Genomic DNA, 24272 nt, shown 5'->3' on the forward strand with positions numbered 1-24272 from the left:
GCCCCTCGGTTTCCCTGCAAGCACCTCGTCGGAGGCGGACGCGAAAGGCTGTGTCCGCGGCTACCTGCGAACACAGCCAACATAGCATCTAACCAATTGCGAAAATTTGCAATTCCGCAGGAGACTACGGCGCCGACGCCCCCGCCGTACAGGGGCCGGCCGGATCAGGCCTTCTTGACCACGCTGGACCTCAGCTGCATCGCCCCGAAGCCCTCGACCTTGCAGTCGACGTCGTGGCCGTCGACCCCGTCGACCAGCCGGATGTTGCGCACCTTGGTCCCGGCCTTGATGAAACCCGCGTAGCCTCACCTGCGTCGGCGGTCGGCCGGTGCACCACGCCGGGTGAGGCGCCCGGCTCACTGGCAGCCGACCCCCTTCTTCAGCCGGGGCCATGCCTCGACGCCGCCGGAGGTACGGACGTAGGCCGTGGCCCGGTCGGGGGTGAGCCACAGGCGCCGGTCGCGGTAGCGGTATCCGGTGTCGCGGGCGCCGTCGGGCATCCGGACGTGGCCGCGGTACGGCGCGGTGAGCAGCTCCTCGCCGAGCGCGCCGTCGGGGTCGCGGGCGTAGGTCGTCCCGTCCAGGTCGAGGAAGTGGGCGGACTGCCAGCCGCAGTGCTCGGCGCCGACGGAGCTGGTCAGCCGGCTCACCGGCACCCGCCTGCCGTGCCGGTCCGTCCACACCTCCCAGCCCTGGGCTGCCGCGAACGCGGCGGGGAACTCGGCGGGGTCGCAGGAGGCGTTCGTCTCCGGTCCCCAACCCGGCCGCCCCTTCTGGTCCTTGGCGACCACGACGGCGGCCTTGGTCCGGCCTCCGACATCGTAGGAGTACAACACCCGGTCCCCCGCCCGGCGTTCCACGCGCCAGCCCTGGTCGGGCAGGCCCGGCTGGACCATGTCGAAGAAGAGCCGCAGGCCGTCCTGCGGGGTCCTGCCGCCCTCCCGCTCACTCCAGCCGTCGGGTCCCGAGCCGTCGAAGATCTGCCCGTCGCACTCCAGCGCCCGGCCCGCCGCGCCGGAGGCCAGGCGCAGCGCGCCGGATCCGCTCGCGCCGGTCTCCTTGGCCGGTACGTACAGCGGCCCGCCGTACGGGGAGGCCGGCGGGGTGCCCCTCACCACCAGGTCCGGGCGGGGCGCGCCGCCGCACCCCGCCATCGCCACGACCGTCAGCACCGCCACCGCCGGCAGCCCTCCGCGCATGTCCCACCCCTGTTCCCGTGTGCTGTGTACGGTCCTGCGACGCGCGGGCGGGCCGGAACGTTCAGCGGGCCCGGGGACACCCCGATCGCCGCGTGCGGGTGCCGGAGCAGCGAGGCGCCGGTGGCGAGGCAACGCTGACCTGGCGGTCGTGACCGGGCCCTGCGGCGCGCACCGACCCGAAGACGACACGGAGCGCACGTCACGGAAGGCGGGTGTCGCATCATCGCAGGCCACCGCGGGTGTCAGCCGCATTGAGCGGCCTGGCGGACACCCGGAGCGTCACACGAGCGTCACGGTCCTGCCCATCGGCGCTTTCCGCCAAGCCGAACCGGGCGGACAGCGACCACGGCCTCCTCCCCGGCCACCCTCACGTCCTGCCCGCAGGCAACCGCTGGGAGCACCGTCACGGCTCCTGGGTCACCGACTCCCGTAGTCCTTCACCATGGTGCCGATGAGCGAGAGGAGGGCGTCGGCGCGGTGCCGGTCCTCGCGCTGGGCACGCAGTGCCTCGTCGGCCGCCCGAAGGCGGGCCACGGCGGCCGGCTCGCCGTCCACGAGGTCGTCGACCACCGGCGGGGTCAGCAGGTCCACGCACTCGGTCAGCAGCCGGCGGGTCGCAGGCGACGGAGGGCTGGGGTCGGGGTCGGCGTACGTGGTGGTCAGATACCGTGCGGGGTCGGTGAGACGCCAGCCGACAACGGTGGCGTCCTGGACCAGGAGCGCCACGTCGGGGGCGATGCCGACACAGGCCTCCACCGGCTCGTCGAGGACGTCGAGGTCGCGCAGACAGATCAGCACGGTGTCCCCGGGAACGCGGCACAGCACCGTGCACATCTCGTGCCGGAAGTCCCGGACTTCGTCCGCGCGGAGCCCACCCGGGCGCACCGGGGGCATGACCGGAACACGGACGGAGGTCTCGGCGGACGCGGAGACGTACGGCATCTGGAACTCGGCCCCGACCAGCTTCCGGCTCACCCGGTCGAACCGCAGGACGTCGGGCGAGTCCCACAACCGGTCCTGGCTGCCGAAGGTGTTCGCGAGGAACCGCTCGCGCTCCTCCACGTCCGCGTACCGCACGACGTCCACGGAGTTGCCTGTGAAGCGAGGGGTGACGCGCAGCGGATCGTCCGTGACCGTCGCGCGCCAGCCGCCGTCGAAAGACAGTTTCATGGTCATTCGTGCCTCATCTGATCTGCTTCGCCGGTGCGAGGTAGCCGTCCTCGGTGGGAATCCTGCCCTGCACGATGTCCTCGTGGGTCACCGGGGCGCCGGGGTCCGTCGGACTGCCACCGAGGGCCTTGGCGCCCGACTCACCCTTGATGCCCGACTCTCCGTAGGCCGTGATGACCTGGCCTTGCTTGGAACCGGGCCCGTAGACCACGGCGATGTCGTTGCCCTTCCGGTAGATGAAGTTCCCTGCCTGACCCGATGACTGGTACACGGCATCGGGCTCCTTCAGGATCTCCAGGACCCGTTCGTCGGTGAAGCCGTGGCGCGTGTCCCCGTGGTACTTGGCGTGCTTGTTCATCTCACCGTTCCGCGCCCGGTCGGCCACGTCGTCGAGGATCTTGTCGATCCGCTTCTGCGCCTTCTCCTCCCTCGTGTACTTGGGCATCAGCCCCAGCGGGTCGCACCCGGCGTACGGGTTGTCCACGTAACCGAGGGGATTGGACGCGGGGGCGAGGCCCAGCGGGTCCGGGGAGGTGTAGCGGCCGGTCTCGGGGTCGTAGTGGCGGAAGAGGTTGTAGTGGAGGCCGGTCTCCGGGTCGTAGTACTGGCCCGGGAAGCGGAGCGGGGTGTAGGCGTCGCTGTCCCGGGCCCAGGCGGTGGTGCCCCAGAGAGTGCTGCGGCTGCGCCAGGCGATGCCGCCCGTCTCGTCGATGAGTTCGGTGGGTGTGCCGATCAGATCGGTGGCGATGGCGAAGAACCGCCGGTCGATCTCCTGCTGCCGGCTGTCGGCCGTCAGGATGCGCTCCGTCTGGGCGAGGGGGACGACGTCCCGATGGTCCCAGCTGAGGACGACGGTGTGCGGGAGGTCCGGGCGGTGGCTGGTCTGCTCGCACAGGGTGAGTCCGTCCCAGGTGAAGCGGACCTCCTCGACCACGCTCTCGCCGTCGGCCGCGAGACGCTGCTTCGCCGTGCGGCGGCCCAGCGGATCGTAGCGGTAGCGCCACCGGGTGCCGTCCGGGGTGCTGACGGAGGTGAGGCGGTTCTCGGTGTCCCACGCGTAGCGCCAGGTGTCGGGCTTGCGCGACAGGCGCCTCTTCTGCCGCAGGGTGACCCGGCCGAGGGCGTCGTACTCGAAGCGGACGTCCCCGGCGCGGATGACACGGGTGCCGTCGTACGAGCGGGGGCCCACCGCTTCGGTGCCGGGATGACGGTCGGGCCAGGAGGCGGACGTCTGGTTGCCGGCGTCGTCGTACGCGTAGCGCTCCGTCCAGCCCGGCGCGTGGACGGCGGTGACGCGGCCCATCGGGTCCAGGTCGAACGTGCGGGTCCCGGAGAGCCGATCCGCGACGGACAGCAGGTGGCCGTCGACGCGGTAGGCGTAGGCACGGCTGTTGACGGCGTGGGCTCCGGCGGTGACGTGCTGCGCGGCGAGCCGGCCGGCCTCGTCCCAGGCCGACGTCACGGTGAGCGCGTCACCGAAGGCGCGGGCCAGTTCGCGGCCGGCGGCGTCGTGGGTGAAGTCGACCGGCCGGCCGCCGGTGGTCAGCCGTGCGGGGAGCCCGTCGGCGTCGTAGGCGTAGGAGGTGACGTGGCCGGTGGGGGTGGTGCGGCGGACACGCCGTCCCAGGCCGTCGTAGGAGTAGAGCATCGGGCGGCCGTCCACCAGTTCCGTCTTGACCAGCCCGCGGCGGTCGTACTGGTAGCGCAGTTCGCTGTCCGGTCCGACCGCCTCCAGGAGGCGGCCCGCCCGGTCGTACGCGTAGGTCGTCACCCGGCCGTCGACGGTCTTGGCGACCACCTGGCCGAGTGGGTCGCGCTCGAAGGAGACGGTTGTGCCGAGGGCGTCGGTCCGGGCGGTGAGGCGGCCGGCGGCGTCCACACGGTAGGCCAGGGTGCGCCCGTCGAAGTCGGTCTCGGAGACGATGTTGCCGACCGCGTCGTACTCGTACGTCCAGCTCAGCCCCTGGGGGCCGGTGACGCGGGTGAGGCGCAGGTCGGCGTCGTGCTCGAACTCGTAACGGGCGCCGTCGGGGCGCGTGGTGGCGAGCGGGAGGTCGAAGTGGGTGTATTCGTGGCGGGTGACGGCTCCGGCGGCGTCGGTGTGGGCCGTGCAGTTGCCCTCGCCGTCGTAGCTCCACGACTCGCTCGCGCCGTCCGGGCCGGTGCGGCGGGCGAGCAGGCCGTCCGCGTTCCACTGCAGGCGGATGACGCCGCCCATGGGGTCGGTCACCCGGACCGGGCGGCCGAGCCCGTCCCGCTCGGTGCGGGTGGTGGCGCCGGACGGGTCGGTCACGGCCACGATCCGCCCCGCCGCGTCGCACGTCACATGGGTGGTGTTCCCGAGGGCGTCGGTGACCGAGGTGGGACGGCCCGCGTCGTCGTAGGTGGTGCGGGTGGTGTGTCCGGCCGGGTCGGTGCACGCGGTGCGGTTGCCGCGCTCGTCGTAGGTGTACGTGGTGCGGGCGCCGTCCGGCCCGACGACCTCCGTCGGCAGCCCGAACGGGCCGCGTACGATGCGCAGTTCGGAGCCGTCCGGGCGTACGGCCGAGATCAGGCGGCCCTCGTCGTCGTAGGTGAAGGCCGTGGTGGCGCCGAGCGGGTCCGTGCGGGACAGCAGGTTGCCGTTCGGGTCGTGGCGGAAGCGGGTGGTGTGGCCGAGCGCGTCGGTGGTGGCCAGGATCCGGCAGTGCGGGCCGATCAGGTGCCGGGTGCGGCGGCCGTCGGCGGTGGTGAGCGTGGTGGTGCGGTGGCCGGTCTCGGGGTCGGGTCCGGTGTACCTCAGGGTGATCTGGACGTGGCCCGCCTCACCGCCCTCGGCGACGACCCGGTCCAGGTCGTCGTAGACGTAGTCGTAGCGGCGGTTGTTGGAGTCGATCCAGGCGATGACGCGGTGGCGTTCGTCGTAGTGGAAGGCGGTGGCGGCACCGGAGGGGCGGGTGACGGTGGTGAGGTCGCCGGTCTCGTCGCCGTAGTCGTAGCGCACCAGCGGCAGGTCCGCGCCGTCCTCGCCGCCGCCGACCAGGCAGAGCGCGGTCACCCGCCCGTCGGCGGTGGTCAGCCGGACCCGGTGGCCCGCGGAGTGGACGAGGGCCAGGGGCAGTCCGTCGTCCGCACGGTCCACCGTGACGGTGTGCCCGCCCCGTTCGCCGAGGCCGGACAGCCAGGCGGTGCCGTCGCCGCCGGGTTCGACGCCGGGCGGGGCCGTGAAGTGCCGGACCAGGCCCGAGTCGGGGTCGGTCAGGGTGTAGTCGCCGTCGGCGTCGCGGGCGAGCAGGGTACGCCCGCCGCCGGAGTCCGGCCGGGTGGGGGCGCCGGGGACCGGGTGCGGGTACGTGATCAGAAGGCCGTCGGCGGTGGCGTGGACGACGCCGACGGCGTCGACCTCCAGCCGCTCGTCGACCGTGGATGTCCACGACGGGCCCAGGAAGCGGCCGGTCGCGAGGCCCGACTCGGTGCGCCGGGTGAAGACCAGCGGCAGGATGCCGGGGATCTCCACGTCGGTCTGGGGCAGGAACATCCGGCCGGTGGCGAGGTCCACCGGGTCGGAGCCGTCGGTGAGGCGCTTCCCGTCCGGGCGCGCGTGGGTCCCTTCGTCGACGTCGTCCACGAGCCTGCGCACCTTCGAGGCCTCGGACGCGTCCTCGGCGATGCGCACGCCCTTGACCGCGGCGCCGCCGCCGTCGGTGGCCACGGTCAGCACGATGTCGGGGATCAGCCGGCCGAAACCCTCGGCCGGGTCCTTCATGAAGTCCTTGACCATCTGGGTGCCGGTGCCGACGGGGTCGTTGGCGGCCACGACGAGGCCGGCGGCCAGGCTGTTGAGGGACGTGGCGTACTCGGCCGGGTGCGTGAGGTTGTACGGGTCCATGGGGTCGACGCTGCGGACGAAGTTCACGATCCCGGCGGTGCCCTTGATGAGACCCCCGCCCACGTGGTCCTGCATGATCTGCAGTTCGCCGTAGCCGTCGCGCAACTGCTCGGCGTAGGAGGGCTTCTTCGGGGCCATGGCGCGGGCGGCGCGTACCGCGGAGCGCGCGGTCTCCGCGGCCGAGTTCCGCTGCTTGCGGGCCTCGGCCAGGATGTCCTGCGCGTCCTTCATCAGCTTCTTGCCGGGATCGTCGAACGTCTCGGCGGGGCGTGCCGGGAGCGAGGACGGGTCCCGCTTGTCGGCGGGCTGGGCGTTGTAGCGGTCGACGGCCTTGTTGTAGGCGTCGACCTTCCTGCGGTGGGCGTCGGCGGCGTCCTCGGACGCCTTGACGCCCGCCTTCCACTTGTCGATCGCCGTCTGCGCCTGACCTTGGGCCCAGGTGACCGTGTCGGCGAACGACTCCAGCGCACTGATCGCCTTGACGCAGGCCTCTCCCGCCGTGTACCACCTGTGCGGCTGCTTTCCGATGGTGGTGCGCAGCGCGTCGGCCGCCTCGCCCTTGAGCCGGGAGGTGTCGAGGCCCCTGAGACCGTCGCCGGTCTCGTTGAAGGCCGACTCGAAGCCGCGAAGCTTCGCGGCGACGGCGTTGATCTTGCTCGGGCTGCCGTAGATCAGCTTGGTCTTGTCCTCGGTCTGCCCGAGGTCCATCTCGTCGACCTCGGCGCCCAGCCGGTTGGCGACCGAACGGGACTGCTGGCGCACCCAGTCGGCGCCGGACTCCCAGCCGACGTCCTGCAACCGGTCGGCGGTCCAGTTGCCCGCGTCCTCGACCCGGTCGCCCACCCACTCGACGCCGTCCTCGATCCTGTCCTCGACCGAGTCGGGCGTGATGTCACTGATGAAGTCGCCGATACCCACGGTCAGTTCCCCCCGGACTCACCCTGCTGTTGCTGCTGCGCGCGCTCTTCGGGCGACGGTCCGAAGGTGTCGTCCAGCGCCTGGTTCCACTGGTCGTCGGAGATGCCGAACGCCTTGTTCAGCAGCTCCGACTGCCGGCCGCCCTGGCCTTCGGTGAGCACGGTGCGGCCGGTGTCCTTCCAGGTCTGCGCCATGTCGTGCCCGGCCTTGTCGAACGACTCGGGGCTGTAGTCGGGGTGCAGGTAGTCCGGAGTGAAGATGTCGCCCCAGCCCTGCTCGGCGATCTCCTCCTCACTGGCGTGCGGGTTGCCGCCGAACAGGGAGTTGGCGCCCACCTTCAGCGAGCCGGCGACGTACTGGTCCTCCTCCCACAGGGTGCCGGCCGCCAGGCCGAGCCGGTTCGCGATCTCGCTGGCGTCCCGGACCAGGGCGCGCACGCCCCACTCCCAGGACTCGCAGAAGTCCTCGAAGTCGACCGACAGGCCGTGGTGTCCGGCCTCCATCCCCGTCATGGCCAGCTCCGAGAAGCCCTTTCCCATGACGGAACCGGTGGCGCCGCCGAGGTCGCCGAGCTGGTCGATGGTCGTCCCCAGGCCCTGCGTGAACTTGGCGACGGACTCCTTGTCCAGCCGCAGGTCCTTGCCGTCGCCGCTCATGACCGCGCCTCTCCCCTCGGTCCGGCGTCGACGGCGACCGCTTCGGGGACGATTCCGGCGACCGGCGGGAAGAACATCGCGCCGTCCTCGGTGGCGATGTCGACGGCGAGGCCGGCGGGCTCGCCCAGAGCCGGCACGATCTCGTCGACGATGCGCGCGCCCCGCAGGGCCGCGTAGTCCACCGGCTGGTCAGCGGGCGCGTGGTGGCGGGCGAACCGGGCCAGAGCGGCCTCGTCGGTGAACCCGCAGACCCACCGCACCCCGCCCCCGCGCACCGACCACAACCCTCCGTCGGCCAACGGCACCAGGAGGACCGAACGGCGCATCTCACCCACCAGAGCGCGGGGGTCGTCGCCTCCCCTCCTCCGCTCGGCGATGCGCTGGGCGAGCACTGTCTTCGGCTGCTGCACGCTTCCTCCCCGGTCATCGGCGACTCGTGGCACCGCAGATCAGGACGCGCGCGAACACACGGGCGGTTCTGCGGGGCCGTGCGCAACAGCGGGAGTGCGTGCGGCAACGATCACGGCATGCAGGGCGGGCATGGATGGGTTGTTCGAGGTCGAGCCGGTCGAGCCGGTCGAGAAGAAGCGGCCGAGGGGTGCTGCGGCGGCGGTGAACAAGACGTTTCGGGCGTTCGCCTCATCCGGACGAGGACCTGCGCCTGGTGTGCGTGTTCGCCCCCGCGCCCCTTCTTCTTCCGGCGCCATGCGCAAGCTCGTGGCCGGCGGGTACTCGGTTGCGGTCACCCCCGAGCGACCCGCGGTTCCAGGAGGCACGATGACCGGCTTCGGATACTTCCTCGCGTGTGAGGAGCATCGCCCGGCGGAACTCGTCGAGCAGGCGCGCATGGCCGAACAGGCCGGCTTCGAGTCGCTGTGGATATCGGACCACTACCACCCGTGGAACGACAGCCAAGCGCAGAGCCCGTTCGTGTGGTCGGTGATCGGCGCCCTGTCCCAGGCGGTCTCGCTACCCGTGGAGACGGCGGTGACCTGCCCGCTCGTACGGACGCACCCCGCCGTGGTCGCCCAGGCGGCCGCGACCAGCGCGGTACAGCTGGGCGGGCGCTTCCGGCTGGGAGTGGGCACCGGCGAGGCGCTCAACGAACACATCCTCGGCACGGTCTGGCCGGAGTCAGCGGTACGGATGGAGATGCTGGAGGAGGCCCTCCAGATCATCCGGCAGCTGTTCACCGGCGAACAGACCAGCCACCACGGCAAGCACTACACCGTGGAGAACGCCCGCCTGTACACGCTGCCCGACCAACCGGTACCGATCGACGTCTCGGCCTTCGGCCCGCAGGCCGCCGAGGTCGCCGCGCGTATCGGCGACGGGCTGGTCACGATGATGCCGGACGTGTCCCTGGTGGAGCGTTTCCGGCGCGGAGGCGGCGGCGCCAAGCCGGTCTACGGCGGCCTCAAGGTCTGCTGGGGGACGGACGAACGGGAGGCGGTCCGCACCGCACACCGGCTGTGGGCCACCGAGCAACTGCCCGGCGAACTCGCGCAGGTCCTGCCCACCCCGAGCCACTTCGAGCAGGCGTCGCAGCTGGTCACCGAGGAGCAGGTGGCCGGGTCGGTGCCGTGCGGCGACGATCCGGACGCCCACGCCGAGGCACTGTCCGCGTTCGTCGACGCGGGATTCGACGGCGTGTACGTGAGCCAGATCGGCAAGGACCAGCAGGGCTTCTTCGACTTCTACCGCACCAAGGTCCTGCCGAGGCTGCGGGACTGATCGCGCGAGGTGGTGGATCCCGTGCCCGGACCCGGGAAGACGGACCGCAGCGCACTCGTCGTGATCGACATGATCAACACCTACGACCATGAGGACGCCGAGCTGCTGACACCCGCCGCCGAGCGGGTCGTACCCGTGCTGGCGGATCTGATCGGCCGGGCCCGGGACTCGGGCGTGCCCGTGATCTACGCGAACGACAACTTCGGGCTCTGGCGCTCCCACCAGGGAGAGCTGGTCGAAACCGCGCTGTCGCGTCCGCACGCCGGCCTGGTCGAGCCGATCCAGCCGGACGACGCATCGCTCTTCGTGGTCAAGGCCCGGCACTCGATCTTCTACGACACCCCCATGTCCTATCTGCTGTGGCACCTGGACGTCGGAACAGTGGTCCTGACCGGTCAGGTCACCGAGCAGTGCGTCCTGTACTCCGCCCTGGACGCGCACATCCGTCATCTGGAGGTCACAGTGCCGAGGGACGCCGTCGCCTCGATCCATCCCCATCTGGCGGTCGCCGCACTGGAAATGATGGAGCGGAACATGGGCGCCAGGATCCTCCTCGCGGAGGAACTCGACTTCCAGGACTCGCGGTGACCCTGCCAGGTCAGTGGCCCTCAGTCCCGTCCGGGCGCGGCGCCGCACAGCCGGGCCGGCTGCTGGAGCGTGCGTGTCGTGGCGACGCAGTGACGACCTGTCACGGTGATCCGCTCGGCGCCGCCACACGGGTGCCCCCGCGCAGTGGACGTGACAACTGCGTCAGGCGAACGGACTGCGCGCCAGCTCGGTGAGCAGCTGGGCCGGGTCGTCGAACACGGCGTCGGCGCCGGCCTCCTCCAGGTCCGCGCGGGGAATACCGCCGCACAGCAGCGCCACACAGCGCACACCCGCACGGCTGCCCGCCCGCATGTCCCACACCGTGTCGCCGACGAACACGGCACGCTCCGCAGCTACGCCGGCCAGTTCCAGCGCCCGTTCGACGGGCTCGGGAGCCGGTTTACCCTCGGAGACGTCGTCGGCGCTCGCTGCCGCCTTGATGGCGTCGTCCGCGCCGATCGCCCGCCGCAGCGCGGAGAGTTCGTCGTCGCTCGCCGAGGTGGCCAGGACTACCGTCCAGGCGTCGTCGGCCAGCCGCCGCAGCAGACGTCCCGCGTCCGGCAGCGCGGTCAGCCGCTCGAAGTACTGGGCGTACAGCACCTTGTGCGCGGTGCTGAGGTCCTCCGCCTCGCCGGGGGCCAGGGCTGATTCTTTTCCCTCGCCGAGCAGATGGGCGACGAGGTCCTCGGAACCGAGCCCGACCGCGCGGTGGATGGCGTGCGTCGGCACCAGGTGCCCGGCCCGGCGGAACGCCTCCCACCAGGTGACCACGTGCAGATGATTGGTGTCGACGAGGGTTCCGTCCACGTCGAACAGGGCTGCCCTTTCCATGCCACTCAGACCTCTCGTTTCTCCAGCGGCCGCACTGCGGGACCCTGGAGGATGCGGCCGTCGAGGGCGAAGCGGGAGCCGTGGCACGGGCACTCCCATGCCTGCTCCGCATGGTTGAAGGCGACGAGGCAGCCGAGGTGGGTGCAGCGGGCCGAGACGGCGTGGAGCCGGCCGCGGTCGTCCCGGTGGACGGCGCACTGGTGCCCGCCCACGCGCAGGACCGCTCCGTCCCCGGGGGCGAGGGCCTCGGGGCCGGGTGCGGTGACGGGCGGGAGGCGGTCGCCGACGAAGTGCTTGGCCACGTGGGCCTGGTGCTTGAGGAAGGACACGCCTTCGCGGACCACGGAACGCAGTCGACGCGGGTCGTACAGGCCCGCCCACTCGGGCTCACGGCCCTCGACGAGGTCGCTGATCAGCTCGCCGGCCATGATGCCGCCGCTCAGGCCCCAGCCGCCGAAGCCGGTGGCCACGTAGGTGTGGTGGCTGCCGGGGTGGAGCGGTCCGACGAGGGGTACGGAGTCGGTGGAGTCGTTGTCCTGGGTGGCCCAGCGGTGGGTGAGTGTCAGGCCGGGGAAGCGACTGCCGGCCCAGGCGGCCAGACGGGCGAAGCGTTCCTCGACGCCGGCGGTGCCGGGGGCGCCGGGAGTGAAGTGCTCTCCGGTGACGAGCAGCAGTCGTTCGTCGTCCGTGTAGGGGGCGCTGCGCACGGAGCGGGTGTTCTGTTCGGGCGTGATGTACATGTCGCGCGGTGCCCGGTCCGTGTCGAGGGTGCCCGCGACGACGAGCTCACGGCGCGGGGAGAGGCGGGTGAAGAGAAGGGCCCGGTCGAAGACCGGGTAGTGCGTGGCGACCACGACCTCGCGGGCCCGCACCACGACGCCGACGTCGGTCCGCAGGACGCAGGGTTCGGCCTCGGTGAGCCCGGTGACGCGTGTCCCCTCGTGCACGGTGCCGCCGCGCCGGCGCAGTTCTCCGGCGAGGGCGCGCAGGTACTTCACGGGATGGAACTGTGCCTGGCCGGTCACCCGGACCCCGCCGGCCACCGGGAAGGGCAGGTCCGTCCCGGTGACGAACTCGGCCGACAGGCCCGCCTCGCGCGCCGCCTCGGCTTCCGCCCGAAGCTGGGCGACGTTCCCGGCACCCTCAGCGTAGGTGCAGGCCGCCGCCTCCTCCCACTCACACTCGATACCCAGGTCGGCCGCGATCTCGGCGGCACGGCGGATCGCCGCGGACTGCGAGTCTGCGTACAGCCGCGCGCCCTCGCGGCCGCGGGTGCGGCGCAGGTGGTCGTAGATCAGGGTGTGCAGCGCGGTCAGTTTGGCCGTCGTGTGGCCGGTGACTCCGGCGGCTATCCGGTCCGCCTCCAGTACGGCCACCTCGTGGCCGCGCCGGGCCAGCTCCCAGGCGGTGCTCAGCCCCGCGACACCGCCACCGATCACCGCTACCTCGACGGTGAGATCCCCGGAGGGCGGGGGAGCGGGCTCGCCGCCCGGGGCGGTCTCGATCCAGTACGACCCCAGGAGTCCTTGCTCCGTGTTCATGGCCCCCGAGTTCCCGTCCTGTCGAGGTGACACACCGGCGTGTTCGGGATCGACCCGACGCTACGGCTGGTGGACACCCCGTCGCGGCCGCGAGCCACGGGCCGGATCCGACCGGAACCGAATCCTCATGATGGCCCCAAAAAAAGGGGGCCATTGCGCCTTCAGGGGTGGGTACCCGAGAACTGCGGCGTCGCGGAGAACCCGGGAATGTGCGCGACGCCTCCCCCCACGCCCACGTCTGAGGAAGGCGGTTCCCCCTGATGACTCGCACCCCCTTCGGTACCGCGGGCGTGGACGTGGCCGGGCTGACGGCGGCCTTGGTCGAGGAGGTGGACGCCGAGGTCAGGTTCGACGCGGGCAGCAGGGGCGCCTACGCCACGGACGGCTCCAACTACCGGCAGGTGCCGATCGGCGTCGTGGTGCCCCGTACGGTGGAAGCAGGGATGGCGGCGGTACGGGTGTGCGCCCGGTTCGGTGCCCCGGTCCTGTCGCGGGGCGGCGGCACCAGCCTCGCCGGACAGTCGACGAACACAGCCGTGGTGATCGACTGGAGCAAGTACTGCCACCGGCTCGTCGCCGTCGATCCCGACGCCCGCACCTGCGTGGTCGAGCCGGGGATCGTGCTGGACGTGCTCAACGGGCGGCTGGCCGGTCATCGGCTGCAGTTCGGCCCGAAGCCGTCGACGCACAGCCACTGCGCCCTGGGCGGAATGATCGGCAACAACTCGTGCGGCGCGTCCGCGCAGGCATACGGCAAGACGGTCGACAACGTGCGCCGCCTGGAGGTGCTCACCTACGACGGCGTCCGGATGTGGGTCGGGCCGACGTCGAAGGCCGAGCGGGCTCGGATCGCCGCGCAGGGCGGCCGCCGGGCCGAGCTCTACGCCGGCCTGGACCGTATCGTCACCGAGTACCTCGCCGACATCCGCCGCGGTTACCCGAAGATCCCGCGCCGGGTCTCGGGCTACAACCTCGACTCGCTGCTGCCGGAGAACGGCTTCGACGTGGCGCGGGCGCTGGTCGGCAGCGAGGGAACCCTGGTGACCGTGCTGCACGCCGAACTCGACCTGGTGCCGGTGCCCGCGTACCAGTCGCTGCTGGTCCTCGGCTACGACGACATCTGCGCCGCCGCGGACGACGTGCCCCGGCTCCTGGAGCACTGCTCGCCCGGCCAGTTGGAGGCGCTGGACGGCCGGATGGCCCAGCTGATGCGGGAGGAAGGCGCCTACCTGGCGTCTTTGAACGCCCTGCCGCAGGGTGACAGCTGGCTGATGCTGCAGTTCGGCGGCGACAGCCAGGAGGACGTCGACGAGCAGGCGCACGCTCTGCTGCGCTCGGTCGGCCGCGGCGAGAAGGACGCGGACGTCGCCTTCTCGGACGACCCCGAGCGCGAGCAGAAGATGCTCAGGGCCCGCGAGGCCGGGCTCGGCGTCACGGCCCGTCCGCCGGACGGCCGGGAGACCTGGGAGGGCTGGGAGGACTCGGCCGTACCGCCCGAGCGGCTCGGCGACTATCTGCGCGACCTCAAGCAGCTCTTCGAGGAGTTCGACTACGACCACCCGTCCCTGTACGGCCACTTCGGGCAGGGCTGCGTCCACACCCGCATACCGTTCGGGCTCAGGACCGCCCAAGGCGTGGCCGACTTCCGCCGCTTCCTGGAGCGGGCCGCCGACCTCGTCGTCTCCTACGGCGGTTCCCTCTCCGGCGAGCACGGCGACGGCCAGTCCCGGGGCGAGCTGCTCACCCGGATGTTCGGTGAGCGGCTGGTGACCGCGTTCGGCGAGATGAAGGCGCTGTTCGACCCGGACAACCGGATGAACCCCGGCAAGATCGTCCACCCCAACCCCGTCGACGGACAGCTGCGCCTCGGCTCCTCCTGGCGTCCGAGGACCCCGGCGACGCACTTCGGTTTCCCGGAGGACGACCACTCCTTCAACCGGGCGGTGATGCGGTGCGTGGGCATCGGCAACTGCCGCAGCCACTCCGGCGGCGTGATGTGCCCTTCCTACCGGGCGACCAAGGAGGAGGAGCACTCCACCCGGGGCCGGGCGCGGCTGCTGTTCGAGATGCTCGACGGCCATGCCGACTCGGCCGTCACCGACGGCTGGCGCTCCACCGAGGTACGCGACGCACTGGACCTGTGCCTGGCCTGCAAGGGCTGCAAGTCGGACTGCCCGACCGGCGTCGACATGGCCACCCTCAAGGCGGAGTTCCTCGCCCACCACTACGAGGGGCGACTGCGCCCCGCCGCCCACTACTCCATGGGCTGGCTGCCCGTATGGGCCCGGCTCTCCCGTATCGCGCCCGGGCTGGTCAACAGTGTCCTGCGCGCGCCCGGTCTGGCACGGGCGGGCAAGTGCCTGGCCGGCGTGGACGAGGCCCGCTCGGCGCCCGTCTTCGCCGAGCAGTCCTTCCAGCAGTGGTGGCGGGCCCGTGGCATCGAGGAACCCGACCCGGCCGACCCGCGCACCGTCGTCCTGTGGCCGGACACCTTCACCGCCTACTTCCATCCCTCGATCGCCGTCTCGGCCGTACGCGTGCTGGAGGACGCCGGCTTCCGCGTCGCCGTACCCGCCCGGCCGGTGTGCTGCGGGCTGACCTGGGTCTCCACCGGGCAGCTGTCCCTCGCGCAGAAGGTGCTGCGCCACACCCTGGGCGTGCTGCGCCCCTACCTGGAGGCGGGCACCCCGGTCATCGGCCTCGAACCGTCCTGCACCGCCGTCTTCCGCTCCGACGCCCCCGAGCTGATGCCCGACGACCAGGACGTGCAGCGCCTGTCCGGACAGGTCCGCACCTTCGCCGAGCACCTCGTCCACCACGCACCCGACGACTGGCGGCCCCCGCGGCTCAACAGGCGGGCAACCGTGCAGACTCACTGCCACCAGCACGCCGTCATGAAGTTCGACGCGGACCGCGAGCTGATGCGCCGCGCTCATCTCGACGCCGACGTCCTCGACGAGGGCTGCTGCGGCCTGGCAGGCAACTTCGGCTTCGAACGCGGCCACCACGAGGTCTCGATGGCCGTCGCCGAACAGGGCGTCCTGCCCGCCGTTCGCGCCGCCGCCCCGGACAGCCTGGTCCTCGCCGACGGCTTCAGCTGCCGAACCCAGATCGAACAAGGCGGCACCGGACGGCGGGCCCTGCACCTGGCGGAGGTCCTGGCCCTCGGCCTGGAGGGCACGCTCCCGACCGAGCACCCCGAACGCCTGGCCGTACGCCCCGCCCCGCCCTCCCGCGCGTCCCGCTGGGCGGCCGGCGCGGGAGCGGCCGCCTTGACGGCGTCCGCCGCGACGGTCGCCGGGCGAGCGGCGGTGCGCTCGCTGCGCCACCTCTGATCCCCGTTCTCTGATCCCTCTTCACACAGGCGCTACCGGAAAGGCTGTCGAACATGTCGCAGAAGGTTTCCGACCATCTCCTCGAGCGCCTGCGCGCCTGGGGGGTGGACCATGTCTTCGCCTATCCCGGCGACGGCATCAACGGTCTGCTCGCGGCCTGGGGCCGTGCCGACGACAACCCCCGCTTCATCCAGTCCCGGCATGAGGAGATGTCGGCCTTCGAAGCCGTCGGCTACGCCAAGTTCTCCGGCAGGGTCGGGGTGTGCGCCGCCACGTCCGGGCCCGGCGCCATCCACCTGCTCAACGGGCTGTACGACGCCAAGCTCGACCACGTGCCCGTCGTAGCGATCGTCGGACAGACCAACCGCAGTGCCATGGGCGGCTCCTACCAGCAGGAGGTCGACCTCGTCAGCCTCTACAAGGACGTCGCCTCCGACTTCTGCGAGATGGTCACCGTCCCCGAGCAGCTGCCAGGCGTCCTGGACCGGGCGATCCGCACCGCCCTGGCCCGCCGCTCCGTCACCGGCGTGATCATCCCCGCCGACGTCCAGGAACTCGACTACTCGCCGCCCGGCCACGCCTTCAAGATGGTGCCCTCCAGCCTCGGTATGTCGCAGTACGCCCCGGTGCCGGGCGACGAGGACCTCGCCCGTGCCGCCGAGGTACTCAACGCGGGCGAGAAGGTCGCGCTCCTGGTCGGGCAGGGGGCCCGCGGGGCCCGGCAGGAAGTCATGGCGGTCGCCGACCGGCTCGGCGCCGGCGTGGCCAAGGCGCTGCTCGGCAAGGACGCCCTCGACGACGACCTGCCGTATGTCACCGGCTCCATCGGGCTGCTGGGCACCCGGCCCTCGTACGAGCTGATGATGGGCTGCGACACCCTCCTCGTCATCGGCTCCTCCTTCCCCTACACCCAGTTCCTGCCCGAGTTCGGGCAGGCGCGGGCCGTGCAGATCGACATCGACCCGCACATGGTCGGGCTGCGCTACCCGTTCGAGGTCAACCTCGTCGGCGACGCACGAACGACGCTGGCCCGGCTGCTGCCGCTACTCGACGCGAACAGGCACCACAGCTGGCGCCGGCAGATCGAGAAGAACACCGCCCGCTGGTGGGAGGTCATGCAGCGGCGTGCCGCGGTCGACGCCGAACCGCTCAACCCCGAGTACGTCGTGCACGCACTGGACAGCCTGCTGCCGGAGAACGTGATCCTGTCCTCCGACTCCGGCTCGGCCGCCAACTGGTACGCCCGCCATCTGCGGCTGCGCGGCGCCATGCGCGGTTCGCTGTCCGGCACGCTCGCCACGATGGGGCCCGGAGTGCCGTACGCGATCGGCGCCAAGTTCGCGCACGGCGACCGGCCCGCGATCGCGCTCGTCGGCGACGGGGCGATGCAGATGAACGGCATGGCCGAGCTGATCACCGTCGCGAAGTACTACCGCGAATGGGAGGATCCCCGGCTGATCGTGGCGGTGCTGAACAACCAGGACCTCAACCAGGTCACCTGGGAGATGCGCGCCATGGAAGGCGCCCCGCAGTTCCTGCCCTCCCAGTCGATCCCCGACGTCGCCTACGCCGACTTCGCCCGCATGGTGGGCCTCAAGGGCATACGGGTCGAGAAGCCGGGTGACGTCGTGGACGCCTGGGAGGCCGCGCTGGCCGCCGACCGGCCCTGCGTCCTGGACTTCGTGACCGACCCCGCCGTCCCGCCGATCCCTCCGCACGCGACCCTCGACCAGATCGAGGCGGCGGCAACCTCTGTCCTCAAGGGCGACAGCGACCGTGCGGCCATGGTCCGTCAGGGCTTCAAGGCCAAGGTCCAGGAGTTCCTGCCCGGCCACCGCCACCGCACGGACCGGCCCGGGGCGACGGGCGAGACGGACGGCACATGAGCGACAGCCCGGTGGTGGAGCGGGTGGGCACGGCCGTCTACACCGTGCCCACCGACGCCCCCGAGGCCGACGGCACCCTCGCCTGGGACAGCACGACCCTGGTCCTGGCGACCGTCGGCTGCGGGAGCGTCACGGGCCTCGGCTACACCTACGCGCCCGCCGCGACGGCACACGTCGTCGACGACCTGCTCGCCGACGTGATCACCGGCTCTCCCGCCCTCGACGTGCCACGAATGAACGAGGCCATGCGCCGGGCGGTGCGCAACGCCGGTCTGCCCGGCGTGGCCGCCCAGGCGATCTCGGCCGTGGACATCGCGCTGTGGGACTGCAAGGCCCGCCTGCTCGACCAGCCCCTCGTGCGCCTCCTGGGCGCGGCCCGGGACGAGGTGCCCGTCTACGGCAGCGGCGGCTTCACCACGTACGACGACGACCGGCTGGAACGGCAACTGCGCGGCTGGGTCGAGGACGAGGGCGTCCCCCGCGTCAAGATCAAGATCGCGGAGTCGTGGGGACGCCGCGAGGAACGCGACCGGCGGCGCGTCGCCCGGGCCCGAGCCGTCATCGGCGACAGCACCGGCCTCTACGTCGACGCCAACGGCGGCTACGGCGCCAAGCAGGCCGTGCGGATGGGCCGGGCGCTCGCCGACGAGGGCGTGACCTGGTTCGAGGAGCCGGTCTCCTCCGACCACCCGGCCGCCCTCGCAGCGATCCGCGACCGGGTGCCCCAGGACGTGGCCGCCGGCGAGTACGGCTACACCCTCCCGTACCTCGCGCACCTGATCACCGCCGGAGCGGTGGACTGCCTCCAGGCCGACGTCACCCGCTGCGGCGGCATCACCGTCTGGCTGCGCGCCGCCGCCCTCGCCGAGGCCCACGGCATCGACATCTCCGGGCACTGCGCCCCGCACGCCCACGCCCACGCGGCCGCGGCGGTGCCCAACCTCCGCCACCTGGAGTGGTTCCACGACCATGTCCGCATCGAACGCGCCCTGTTCGCCGGCGTCCTCTCCCCCGCCGGCGGCACCCTCACCCCCGGAGCCGACGGGGCACCCGGCCTCGGGCTCGTCCTCGACGCGGAGCGGGCACGGCCCTACCGGGTGGCCTGACAGCGGGAGGCATCCGCCCGTGCGATGCCGCCCCTTTCCGCGAGTCCCGCCGATCCAGCGAGTCACCTTCGAGATCGCCGGGGGCGAGAAGGGAGCGCGGGCGGACAAGGTCCGTGTCATCCACTAGCCGCGAACGTCCGTGACGGTCCGCCGGCCTGCCCGGTTCACCGGCCCTTGTCGGCGGGCTCCAGGATCGCCACGCACTCCACATGATGCGTCATGGGGAACAGATCGAACGCCCGCAACGTCCGCACCCGGTACCCGCCGTCGCGGAAGTACGCCAGGTCGCGGGCGAGCGCAGCGGGATCGCAGGCGACGTAGGCGATGCGGCGGGCGTCCAGGGAGGCGAGGTGGGCGACGGTCGCGCGGCCGGCGCCGGAGCGGGGTGGGTCGAGGACGATGAGGTCGACCTCGGTGATGCCGGTGCGGGGCAGCACCGACTCCACCTTGCCCTGCTCGATGCGGACCCGCGGGAAGTCGGCGAGGTTGTGCCGGGCGTCCTCCACCGCACGCCTGCCGGACTCGATGCCGAGGACCGCGCCCTTCTCGCCGAGGCGGTCGGCCAGGGCGCCGGCGAACAGACCGACGCCGCAGTACAGGTCGAGGGCCGTCTCGCCCTTGCGCGGCAGCAGGCCCTGCATCACCGCGGTGACGAGGGTGTCCGCAGCCTTCGGGTGGACCTGCCAGAAGCCGCCGCCGCCGACGCGGTGGGTGCGGCCGTCGGCGCGCTCGCGGACGAAGGGGCGGCCGTGGACGCGGTGGACGCCGCCGGACTTCTCGTCGACGCGGAGGACGGAGACCGGCCTGTCCAGTTCCACGAGGGGCAGGCGGGCGCCGGGGCGCGGGGTCAGGACGACCTGGCGGTCCTGCGAACCGGTGGCCGCGATCGCCTCGACGGACTCCATGCCGCTCCAGTCGCGCTTCTCGATGCCCAGTTCGCTGACGCCCTCGGCGGCGATCATGCAGTGGTCGATGCGCTCGACCTCGTGGGAGCGGTGGCGGCGCAGGCCCGCGTGGCCCTCGGCGTCGACGGCGTACTGGACCCGCGTGCGCCACTGCGGCACCTGGCCGGCCGGCAGCTTGTCGCCCTCGGCCGGGACCACCGTGCCGTCCCAGCCCGCCTCCTCCGGGCTGAGGCCCGCGAGGCTCCGGAGCTGCTCGGCGATGACGTCGGCCTTCAGCCGGCGCTGGGCGCCCGGCTTCGCGTGCTGCCAGTCGCAGCCGCCGCAGCGGCCGGGCCCGGCGAAGGGGCAGGGCGCCTCGATGCGGTCCTTGGACGCCTCCAGGATCCGTACCGCGTCCGCACGCAGGAAGCGGGCGCCCTCCTCGCCCTCGGTCACCTTCGCCACCACCCGCTCACCGGGCAGCGCGTGCCGGACGAACAGCACCTGCCCCTCGGCGGTGCGGGCGATGCAGTGGCCGCCGTGGGCGACGGGGCCGATCTCGACCTCGTATTCCTCCCCGACCAGCGACTTCCTCGGTTCTGCCTGCATGGCGGGGTGACTCCAGATCGGGAACGGAAAACGGCCGGACAACAGCCCACCAGTCTACGTGGCTGTCGTCCGGCCGTTCACCGCAGGTCGAACCAGGGGCTCACTCCTTGGTGGCCGACGGCTCCTTGGGCCGCACGGTGGCCGGACCGCGCCGGACCGCGCCCGGTGCATTCCACTCCTGGCGCTTGCGGGCCCGGGCCCGGGCCGCCTCGGAGGAGGCCAGCTGATAGGGCACGGAGGTGACCATCACGCCGGGCGTGAACAGCAGGCGGCCCTTGAGGCGCAGCGCGCTCTGGTTGTGCAGCAGGTGCTCGTACCAGTGGCCGACCACGTACTCGGGGATGATCACCGAGACCGCGTCGCGGGGGGACTTGCTGCGCAGCCCCTTGACGTACTCGATCACCGGCCGGGTGATCTCGCGGTACGGCGAGTCCAGGACCTTCAGCGGCACGTCGATGCCACGCCGCTCCCACTCCTCGCGCAGCGCCTTGGTCTCGGCCGGGTCGACGTTGACGGTCAGCGCCTCCAGGCTGTCCGAGCGCATCAGCTTGGCGTAGGCCAGGGCACGCAGGGTGGGGCGGTGGATCTTGGAGATCAGGACCACCGAGTGCACCCGCGAGGGGCGGACCATGTCGTCGTCCGACTCCTCCGGGGCGGCGATCTCCTCGGCGACGCGGTCGTAGTGCTTCCGGATGGCGGTCATCGTCGCGTAGAAGATGCACATGCCGAGCACGGCCACCCAGGCGCCGTGCGTGAACTTGGTGACGAGCACCACGACCAGCACCAGGCCGGTCAGGAAGGCGCCGAACGCGTTGATCGCCCGGGAGCGGATCATGTGGCGGCGCTTGGCCTGGTCCTGCTCCACTGCCAGGTGGCGGTTCCAGTGCCGGACCATGCCAATCTGGCTGAGCGTGAAGGACACGAACACGCCGACGATGTACAGCTGGATCAGGCGCGTGGAGTCCGCGCCGTAGATGACGGTCAGCAGGGCCGCGGCGCCGGCGAGCAGCACGATGCCGTTGGAGAAGGCGAGGCGGTCGCCGCGGGTGTGCAGCTGGCGCGGCAGGTAGCGGTCCTGGGCGAGGATCGAGCCCAGCAGCGGGAAGCCGTTGTACGCCGTGTTGGCCGCCAGGAACAGGACCAGGGCGGTCGCCGCCGCCAGGACGACGAAGAGGAAGCTGCCCTTGCCGAAGACCGCCTCGCCGACCTGCGAGATCACCGGGTCCTGGACGTAGCCGGAGCCCAGCGGGTGGCCGTTGTGGATCAGGTCCGTGGCCGGGTTCTCGGCCATGCGGACCTTGGTGGACATCGCGAAGCCGATGATGCCGCAGAACATGGTGACGGCGAGGACGCCCATCAGGGCCAGCGTGGTCGCCGCGTTCTTCGACTTGGGCTTCCGGAAGGCCGGTACGCCGTTGGAGATCGCCTCCACACCGGTGAGCGCGGCACAGCCGGAGGAGAAGGCCCGCAGCAGGAGGAAGACCAGCGCGAAGCCCGCGAGGCCCTGGTGCTCGGCCTTGATGTGGTACGCGGCGCTCGGGGCGCGCATGGTCTCCCCGAGGATCAGGCCGCGGACGACGCCCCACACGATCATGACGAAGACGCCGCCGACGAACACGTACGTCGGGATCGCGAAGAGCTTGCCGGACTCCTTCACGCCGCGCAGGTTCATCAGCGTCAGCAGCACGATCACGGCGACGGCGCACAGCACCTTGTGCTGGACCACGAAGGGGACGGCCGAGCCGAGGTTCTCGATGCCGGAGGCGATGGAGACGGCGACGGTCATGACGTAGTCCACGAGCAGGGCGCTGGCGACCGTCAGGCCGGCCTTGGCGCCCAGGTTGGTGGTGGCGACCTCGTAGTCGCCGCCGCCGCTCGGGTACGCGTGCACGTTCTGCCGGTAGGAGGCGACCACGGTGAACATCAGCACCACGACCGCGAGGGCGATCCAGGGGCTGAAGTGGTAGGCCGACACGCCCGCGATGGACAGGACCAGCAGAACCTCCCCCGGCGCGTAGGCGACGGAGGACAGCGGGTCGGATGCGAAGACGGGGAGTGCGATGCGCTTCGGCAGGAGAGTCTCGCCCAGCCGGTCACTGCGCAGTGCGCGCCCGATCAGGATCCGTTTGGGCACGTCGGTCAGTTTGGACACGAGAGAGGATCGTAAGCCTTCGAACTGGCAGCCGCCCACCCCTCCCCCCGCTCGACTTCGCCCGTGCCGGGGGGCCGGCCGCCGGTGTCTGCCCCACGGGTGAACTCGGAGGCGAAAGGACGTGCGGATTCCGTGGCCGGGCCATGGACCGTGCCTAGATGGCAAACCCCGCCTGTCGCCGACCCTTCGGAGGTCCCATGCCCCCGACCGCTGAGCTGATCGGGGCCGTGGTCGGCCTCCTCGGCCTCGGAATCCTGACTGTGTACAGCGTGCGCAGCATCACGCGACGATGAACCACGACGAACGTGGCCGGCCCGGCCCGGGGGGTGCCCGACCCGGACGGTGCGTGTGTAGCTTGGGCGGCGGTCTGAGAACCTGTTAAGGCCAAGTCAGCGACTCTTGACATCGGAAGGACGGTCGTGCACATCGTCATCATGGGCTGCGGGCGCGTAGGCTCCGCTCTCGCCCAGACCCTGGAGCAACAGGGGCACACGGTCGCCGTCATCGACCAGGACCCGACCGCCTTCCGTCGGCTGGGCCCGGGTTTCGGAGGCCGCCGGGTCACCGGAGTCGGCTTCGACCAGGACACCCTGCGCGAGGCGGGGATCGAGGAGGCCGGCGCCTTCGCCGCCGTCTCCAGCGGGGACAACTCCAACATCCTCGCCGCGCGCGTGGCTCGCGAGATGTTCGGTGTGGAGAACGTCGCCGCGCGCATCTACGACCCGCGCCGCGCCGAGGTCTACCAGCGCCTCGGCATTCCGACCGTGGCCACGGTCCGCTGGACCGCCGACCAGATGCTGCGCCGGCTGCTGCCCTCGGGGGCCGAGCCGCTGTGGCGCGACCCCACCGGCGGGGTGCAGTTGGCCGAGGTGCACGCCTCCCCCAAGTGGGTCGGCCACAAGATCAGCAGGCTGCAGGAGGAGACGGGCGTCCGGGTGGCGTTCCTGACCCGGCTGGGCGAGGCCATGCTGCCCAGCTCCCAGACGGTGCTGCAGGAGGGCGACCTCGTGCACGTGATGATGCGGACGGACGACGTGGAGAAGGTCGAGGCGGCGTTCGCCGGGGGCCCCGAAGAGGAGGGCGGTCACTGATGAGGGTCGCCATTGCCGGAGCCGGCGCCGTCGGCCGCTCGATCGCGGGCGAGCTGCTGGAGAACGGCCACGAGGTCCTGCTCATCGACAAGGCCCCGACCGCCATCTCGGTGGAGCGGGTGCCGCAGGCGGAGTGGCTGCTGGCCGACGCCTGTGAGATCACGTCCCTGGACGAGGCGGCGCTCCAGCGCTGCAACGTGGTGATCGCCGCGACCGGTGACGACAAGGTCAACCTGGTGGTGTCGCTGCTCGCCAAGACGGAGTACGGCGTCCCGCGCGTCGTCGCCCGGGTGAACAACCCGAAGAACGAGTGGCTGTTCAACGAGGCCTGGGGGGTGGACGTGGCCGTGTCCACGCCGCGCCTGATGTCCGCCCTGGTCGAGGAGGCGGTGAGCGTCGGCGACCTGGTCCGGCTGCTCCGCTTCAGCCACGGCGACGCCAACCTCGTGGAGCTGACCCTGCCCGAGGAGTCGGCGCTGGCCGGCACCCAGGTGGGCGACGTGCAGTGGCCGGAGGACACCTCGCTGGTCACCATCATCCGCGGCACCCGCGTGCTGACCCCGTCCAGGGAGGACTCCCTGGAGCCGGGCGACGAACTCCTCTTCGTGGCCGCTCAGGCCCGCGAGGGGCAGCTGGAGGAGCTGCTGTCGGTACGGCGGGAAGACGCCTGACCCACGCGCAAAGGGCGCCCCCGCAGCCTTGGG

16 protein-coding genes and 1 pseudogene are annotated in these 24272 nt (G+C 71.8%); 7 read left to right on the forward strand and 10 right to left on the reverse strand.

All coding sequences use genetic code 11. From position 1 onward, the window contains the following. Positions 1-164: 164 nt before the first annotated feature. The 6 genes and pseudogenes from ACLU3S_RS03695 to ACLU3S_RS03720 form a co-directional block, all read right to left on the reverse strand. Positions 165-290 (reverse strand): annotated as a pseudogene (locus tag ACLU3S_RS03695) (PhnA domain-containing protein); the annotation flags it as partial. Positions 291-356: 66 nt separating this feature from the next. Continuing rightward, on the reverse strand, positions 357-1199 hold the full coding sequence (locus tag ACLU3S_RS03700; protein WP_413950252.1) for a hypothetical protein: 843 nt from the start codon (positions 1197-1199) through the stop codon (positions 357-359). A gap of 417 nt (positions 1200-1616) precedes the next feature. Next, entirely contained in the window at positions 1617-2369 is a 753-nt protein-coding gene (locus ACLU3S_RS03705; RefSeq protein WP_413950253.1) for a hypothetical protein, read from the reverse strand. 13 nt (positions 2370-2382) lie between these two features. Continuing rightward, on the reverse strand, positions 2383-7155 hold the full coding sequence (locus tag ACLU3S_RS03710; RefSeq protein WP_413950254.1) for a putative T7SS-secreted protein: 4773 nt from the start codon (positions 7153-7155) through the stop codon (positions 2383-2385). Positions 7156-7157: 2 nt separating this feature from the next. Continuing rightward, complete coding sequence (locus ACLU3S_RS03715) at positions 7158-7811, reverse strand: hypothetical protein (RefSeq protein WP_413950255.1); 654 nt, start codon at positions 7809-7811, stop codon at positions 7158-7160. Further along, positions 7808-8221, reverse strand: a complete 414-nt coding sequence (locus tag ACLU3S_RS03720) for an SseB family protein (protein WP_413950256.1) — start codon at positions 8219-8221, stop codon at positions 7808-7810. The genes ACLU3S_RS03715 and ACLU3S_RS03720 overlap by 4 nt, the downstream gene beginning before the upstream one ends. Positions 8222-8588: 367 nt before the next feature. Between ACLU3S_RS03720 and ACLU3S_RS03725 the strand changes: the two genes are divergently transcribed. Both ACLU3S_RS03725 and ACLU3S_RS03730 read left to right on the forward strand, forming a co-directional pair. Then, the gene (locus ACLU3S_RS03725) at positions 8589-9545 is read left to right on the forward strand and encodes an LLM class F420-dependent oxidoreductase (protein ID WP_413950257.1); all 957 of its coding nucleotides are present in this window, start codon (positions 8589-8591) and stop codon (positions 9543-9545) included. A gap of 21 nt (positions 9546-9566) precedes the next feature. Continuing rightward, entirely contained in the window at positions 9567-10133 is a 567-nt protein-coding gene (locus ACLU3S_RS03730; protein ID WP_413950258.1) for a cysteine hydrolase family protein, read from the forward strand. A gap of 162 nt (positions 10134-10295) precedes the next feature. On the opposite strand, the gene ACLU3S_RS03735 is transcribed toward ACLU3S_RS03730, so the two are convergent. Together ACLU3S_RS03735 and ACLU3S_RS03740 are read right to left on the reverse strand one after the other, a co-directional pair. Next, complete coding sequence (locus ACLU3S_RS03735; RefSeq protein WP_413950259.1) at positions 10296-10964, reverse strand: HAD family hydrolase; 669 nt, start codon at positions 10962-10964, stop codon at positions 10296-10298. A 5-nt stretch (positions 10965-10969) separates the two neighbouring features. Beyond that, complete coding sequence (locus ACLU3S_RS03740; RefSeq protein ID WP_413950260.1) at positions 10970-12505, reverse strand: FAD-dependent oxidoreductase; 1536 nt, start codon at positions 12503-12505, stop codon at positions 10970-10972. Between the two features lie 260 nt (positions 12506-12765). Here ACLU3S_RS03740 and ACLU3S_RS03745 point away from each other — a divergent pair, with 260 nt between their 5' ends. Genes ACLU3S_RS03745 through ACLU3S_RS03755 form a run of 3 tightly spaced genes read left to right on the forward strand, consistent with a single transcriptional unit; the run spans position 12766 to position 18832 of the window. Beyond that, positions 12766-15840, forward strand: a complete 3075-nt coding sequence (locus tag ACLU3S_RS03745; RefSeq protein ID WP_413950261.1) for an FAD-binding and (Fe-S)-binding domain-containing protein — start codon at positions 12766-12768, stop codon at positions 15838-15840. Positions 15841-15893: 53 nt separating this feature from the next. Next, positions 15894-17726, forward strand: coding sequence for a thiamine pyrophosphate-requiring protein (locus ACLU3S_RS03750; RefSeq protein ID WP_413950262.1), 1833 nt, complete (start codon positions 15894-15896; stop codon positions 17724-17726). Continuing rightward, a complete protein-coding gene (locus tag ACLU3S_RS03755; RefSeq protein WP_413950263.1) occupies positions 17723-18832 on the forward strand; it encodes an enolase C-terminal domain-like protein in 1110 nt (369 codons plus the stop codon). Before ACLU3S_RS03750 ends, ACLU3S_RS03755 begins: the two co-directional genes overlap by 4 nt. A 164-nt stretch (positions 18833-18996) precedes the next feature. On the opposite strand, the gene ACLU3S_RS03760 is transcribed toward ACLU3S_RS03755, so the two are convergent. Further along, a complete protein-coding gene (locus ACLU3S_RS03760) occupies positions 18997-20325 on the reverse strand; it encodes a class I SAM-dependent RNA methyltransferase (protein ID WP_413950264.1) in 1329 nt (442 codons plus the stop codon). Positions 20326-20425: 100 nt separating this feature from the next. Then, positions 20426-22477, reverse strand: a complete 2052-nt coding sequence (locus ACLU3S_RS03765) for an APC family permease (protein ID WP_413950265.1) — start codon at positions 22475-22477, stop codon at positions 20426-20428. 419 nt (positions 22478-22896) lie between these two features. Here ACLU3S_RS03765 and ACLU3S_RS03770 point away from each other — a divergent pair, with 419 nt between their 5' ends. Beyond that, entirely contained in the window at positions 22897-23568 is a 672-nt protein-coding gene (locus ACLU3S_RS03770; RefSeq protein ID WP_413950266.1) for an NAD-binding protein, read from the forward strand. Further along, the gene (locus ACLU3S_RS03775) at positions 23568-24239 is read left to right on the forward strand and encodes a potassium channel family protein (protein ID WP_413950267.1); all 672 of its coding nucleotides are present in this window, start codon (positions 23568-23570) and stop codon (positions 24237-24239) included. Before ACLU3S_RS03770 ends, ACLU3S_RS03775 begins: the two co-directional genes overlap by 1 nt. Positions 24240-24272: the final 33 nt, after the last annotated feature.

Source organism: Streptomyces sp. AF1A (genome assembly GCF_047340315.1).
Taxonomy (GTDB): Bacteria; Actinomycetota; Actinomycetes; order Streptomycetales; family Streptomycetaceae; genus Streptomyces.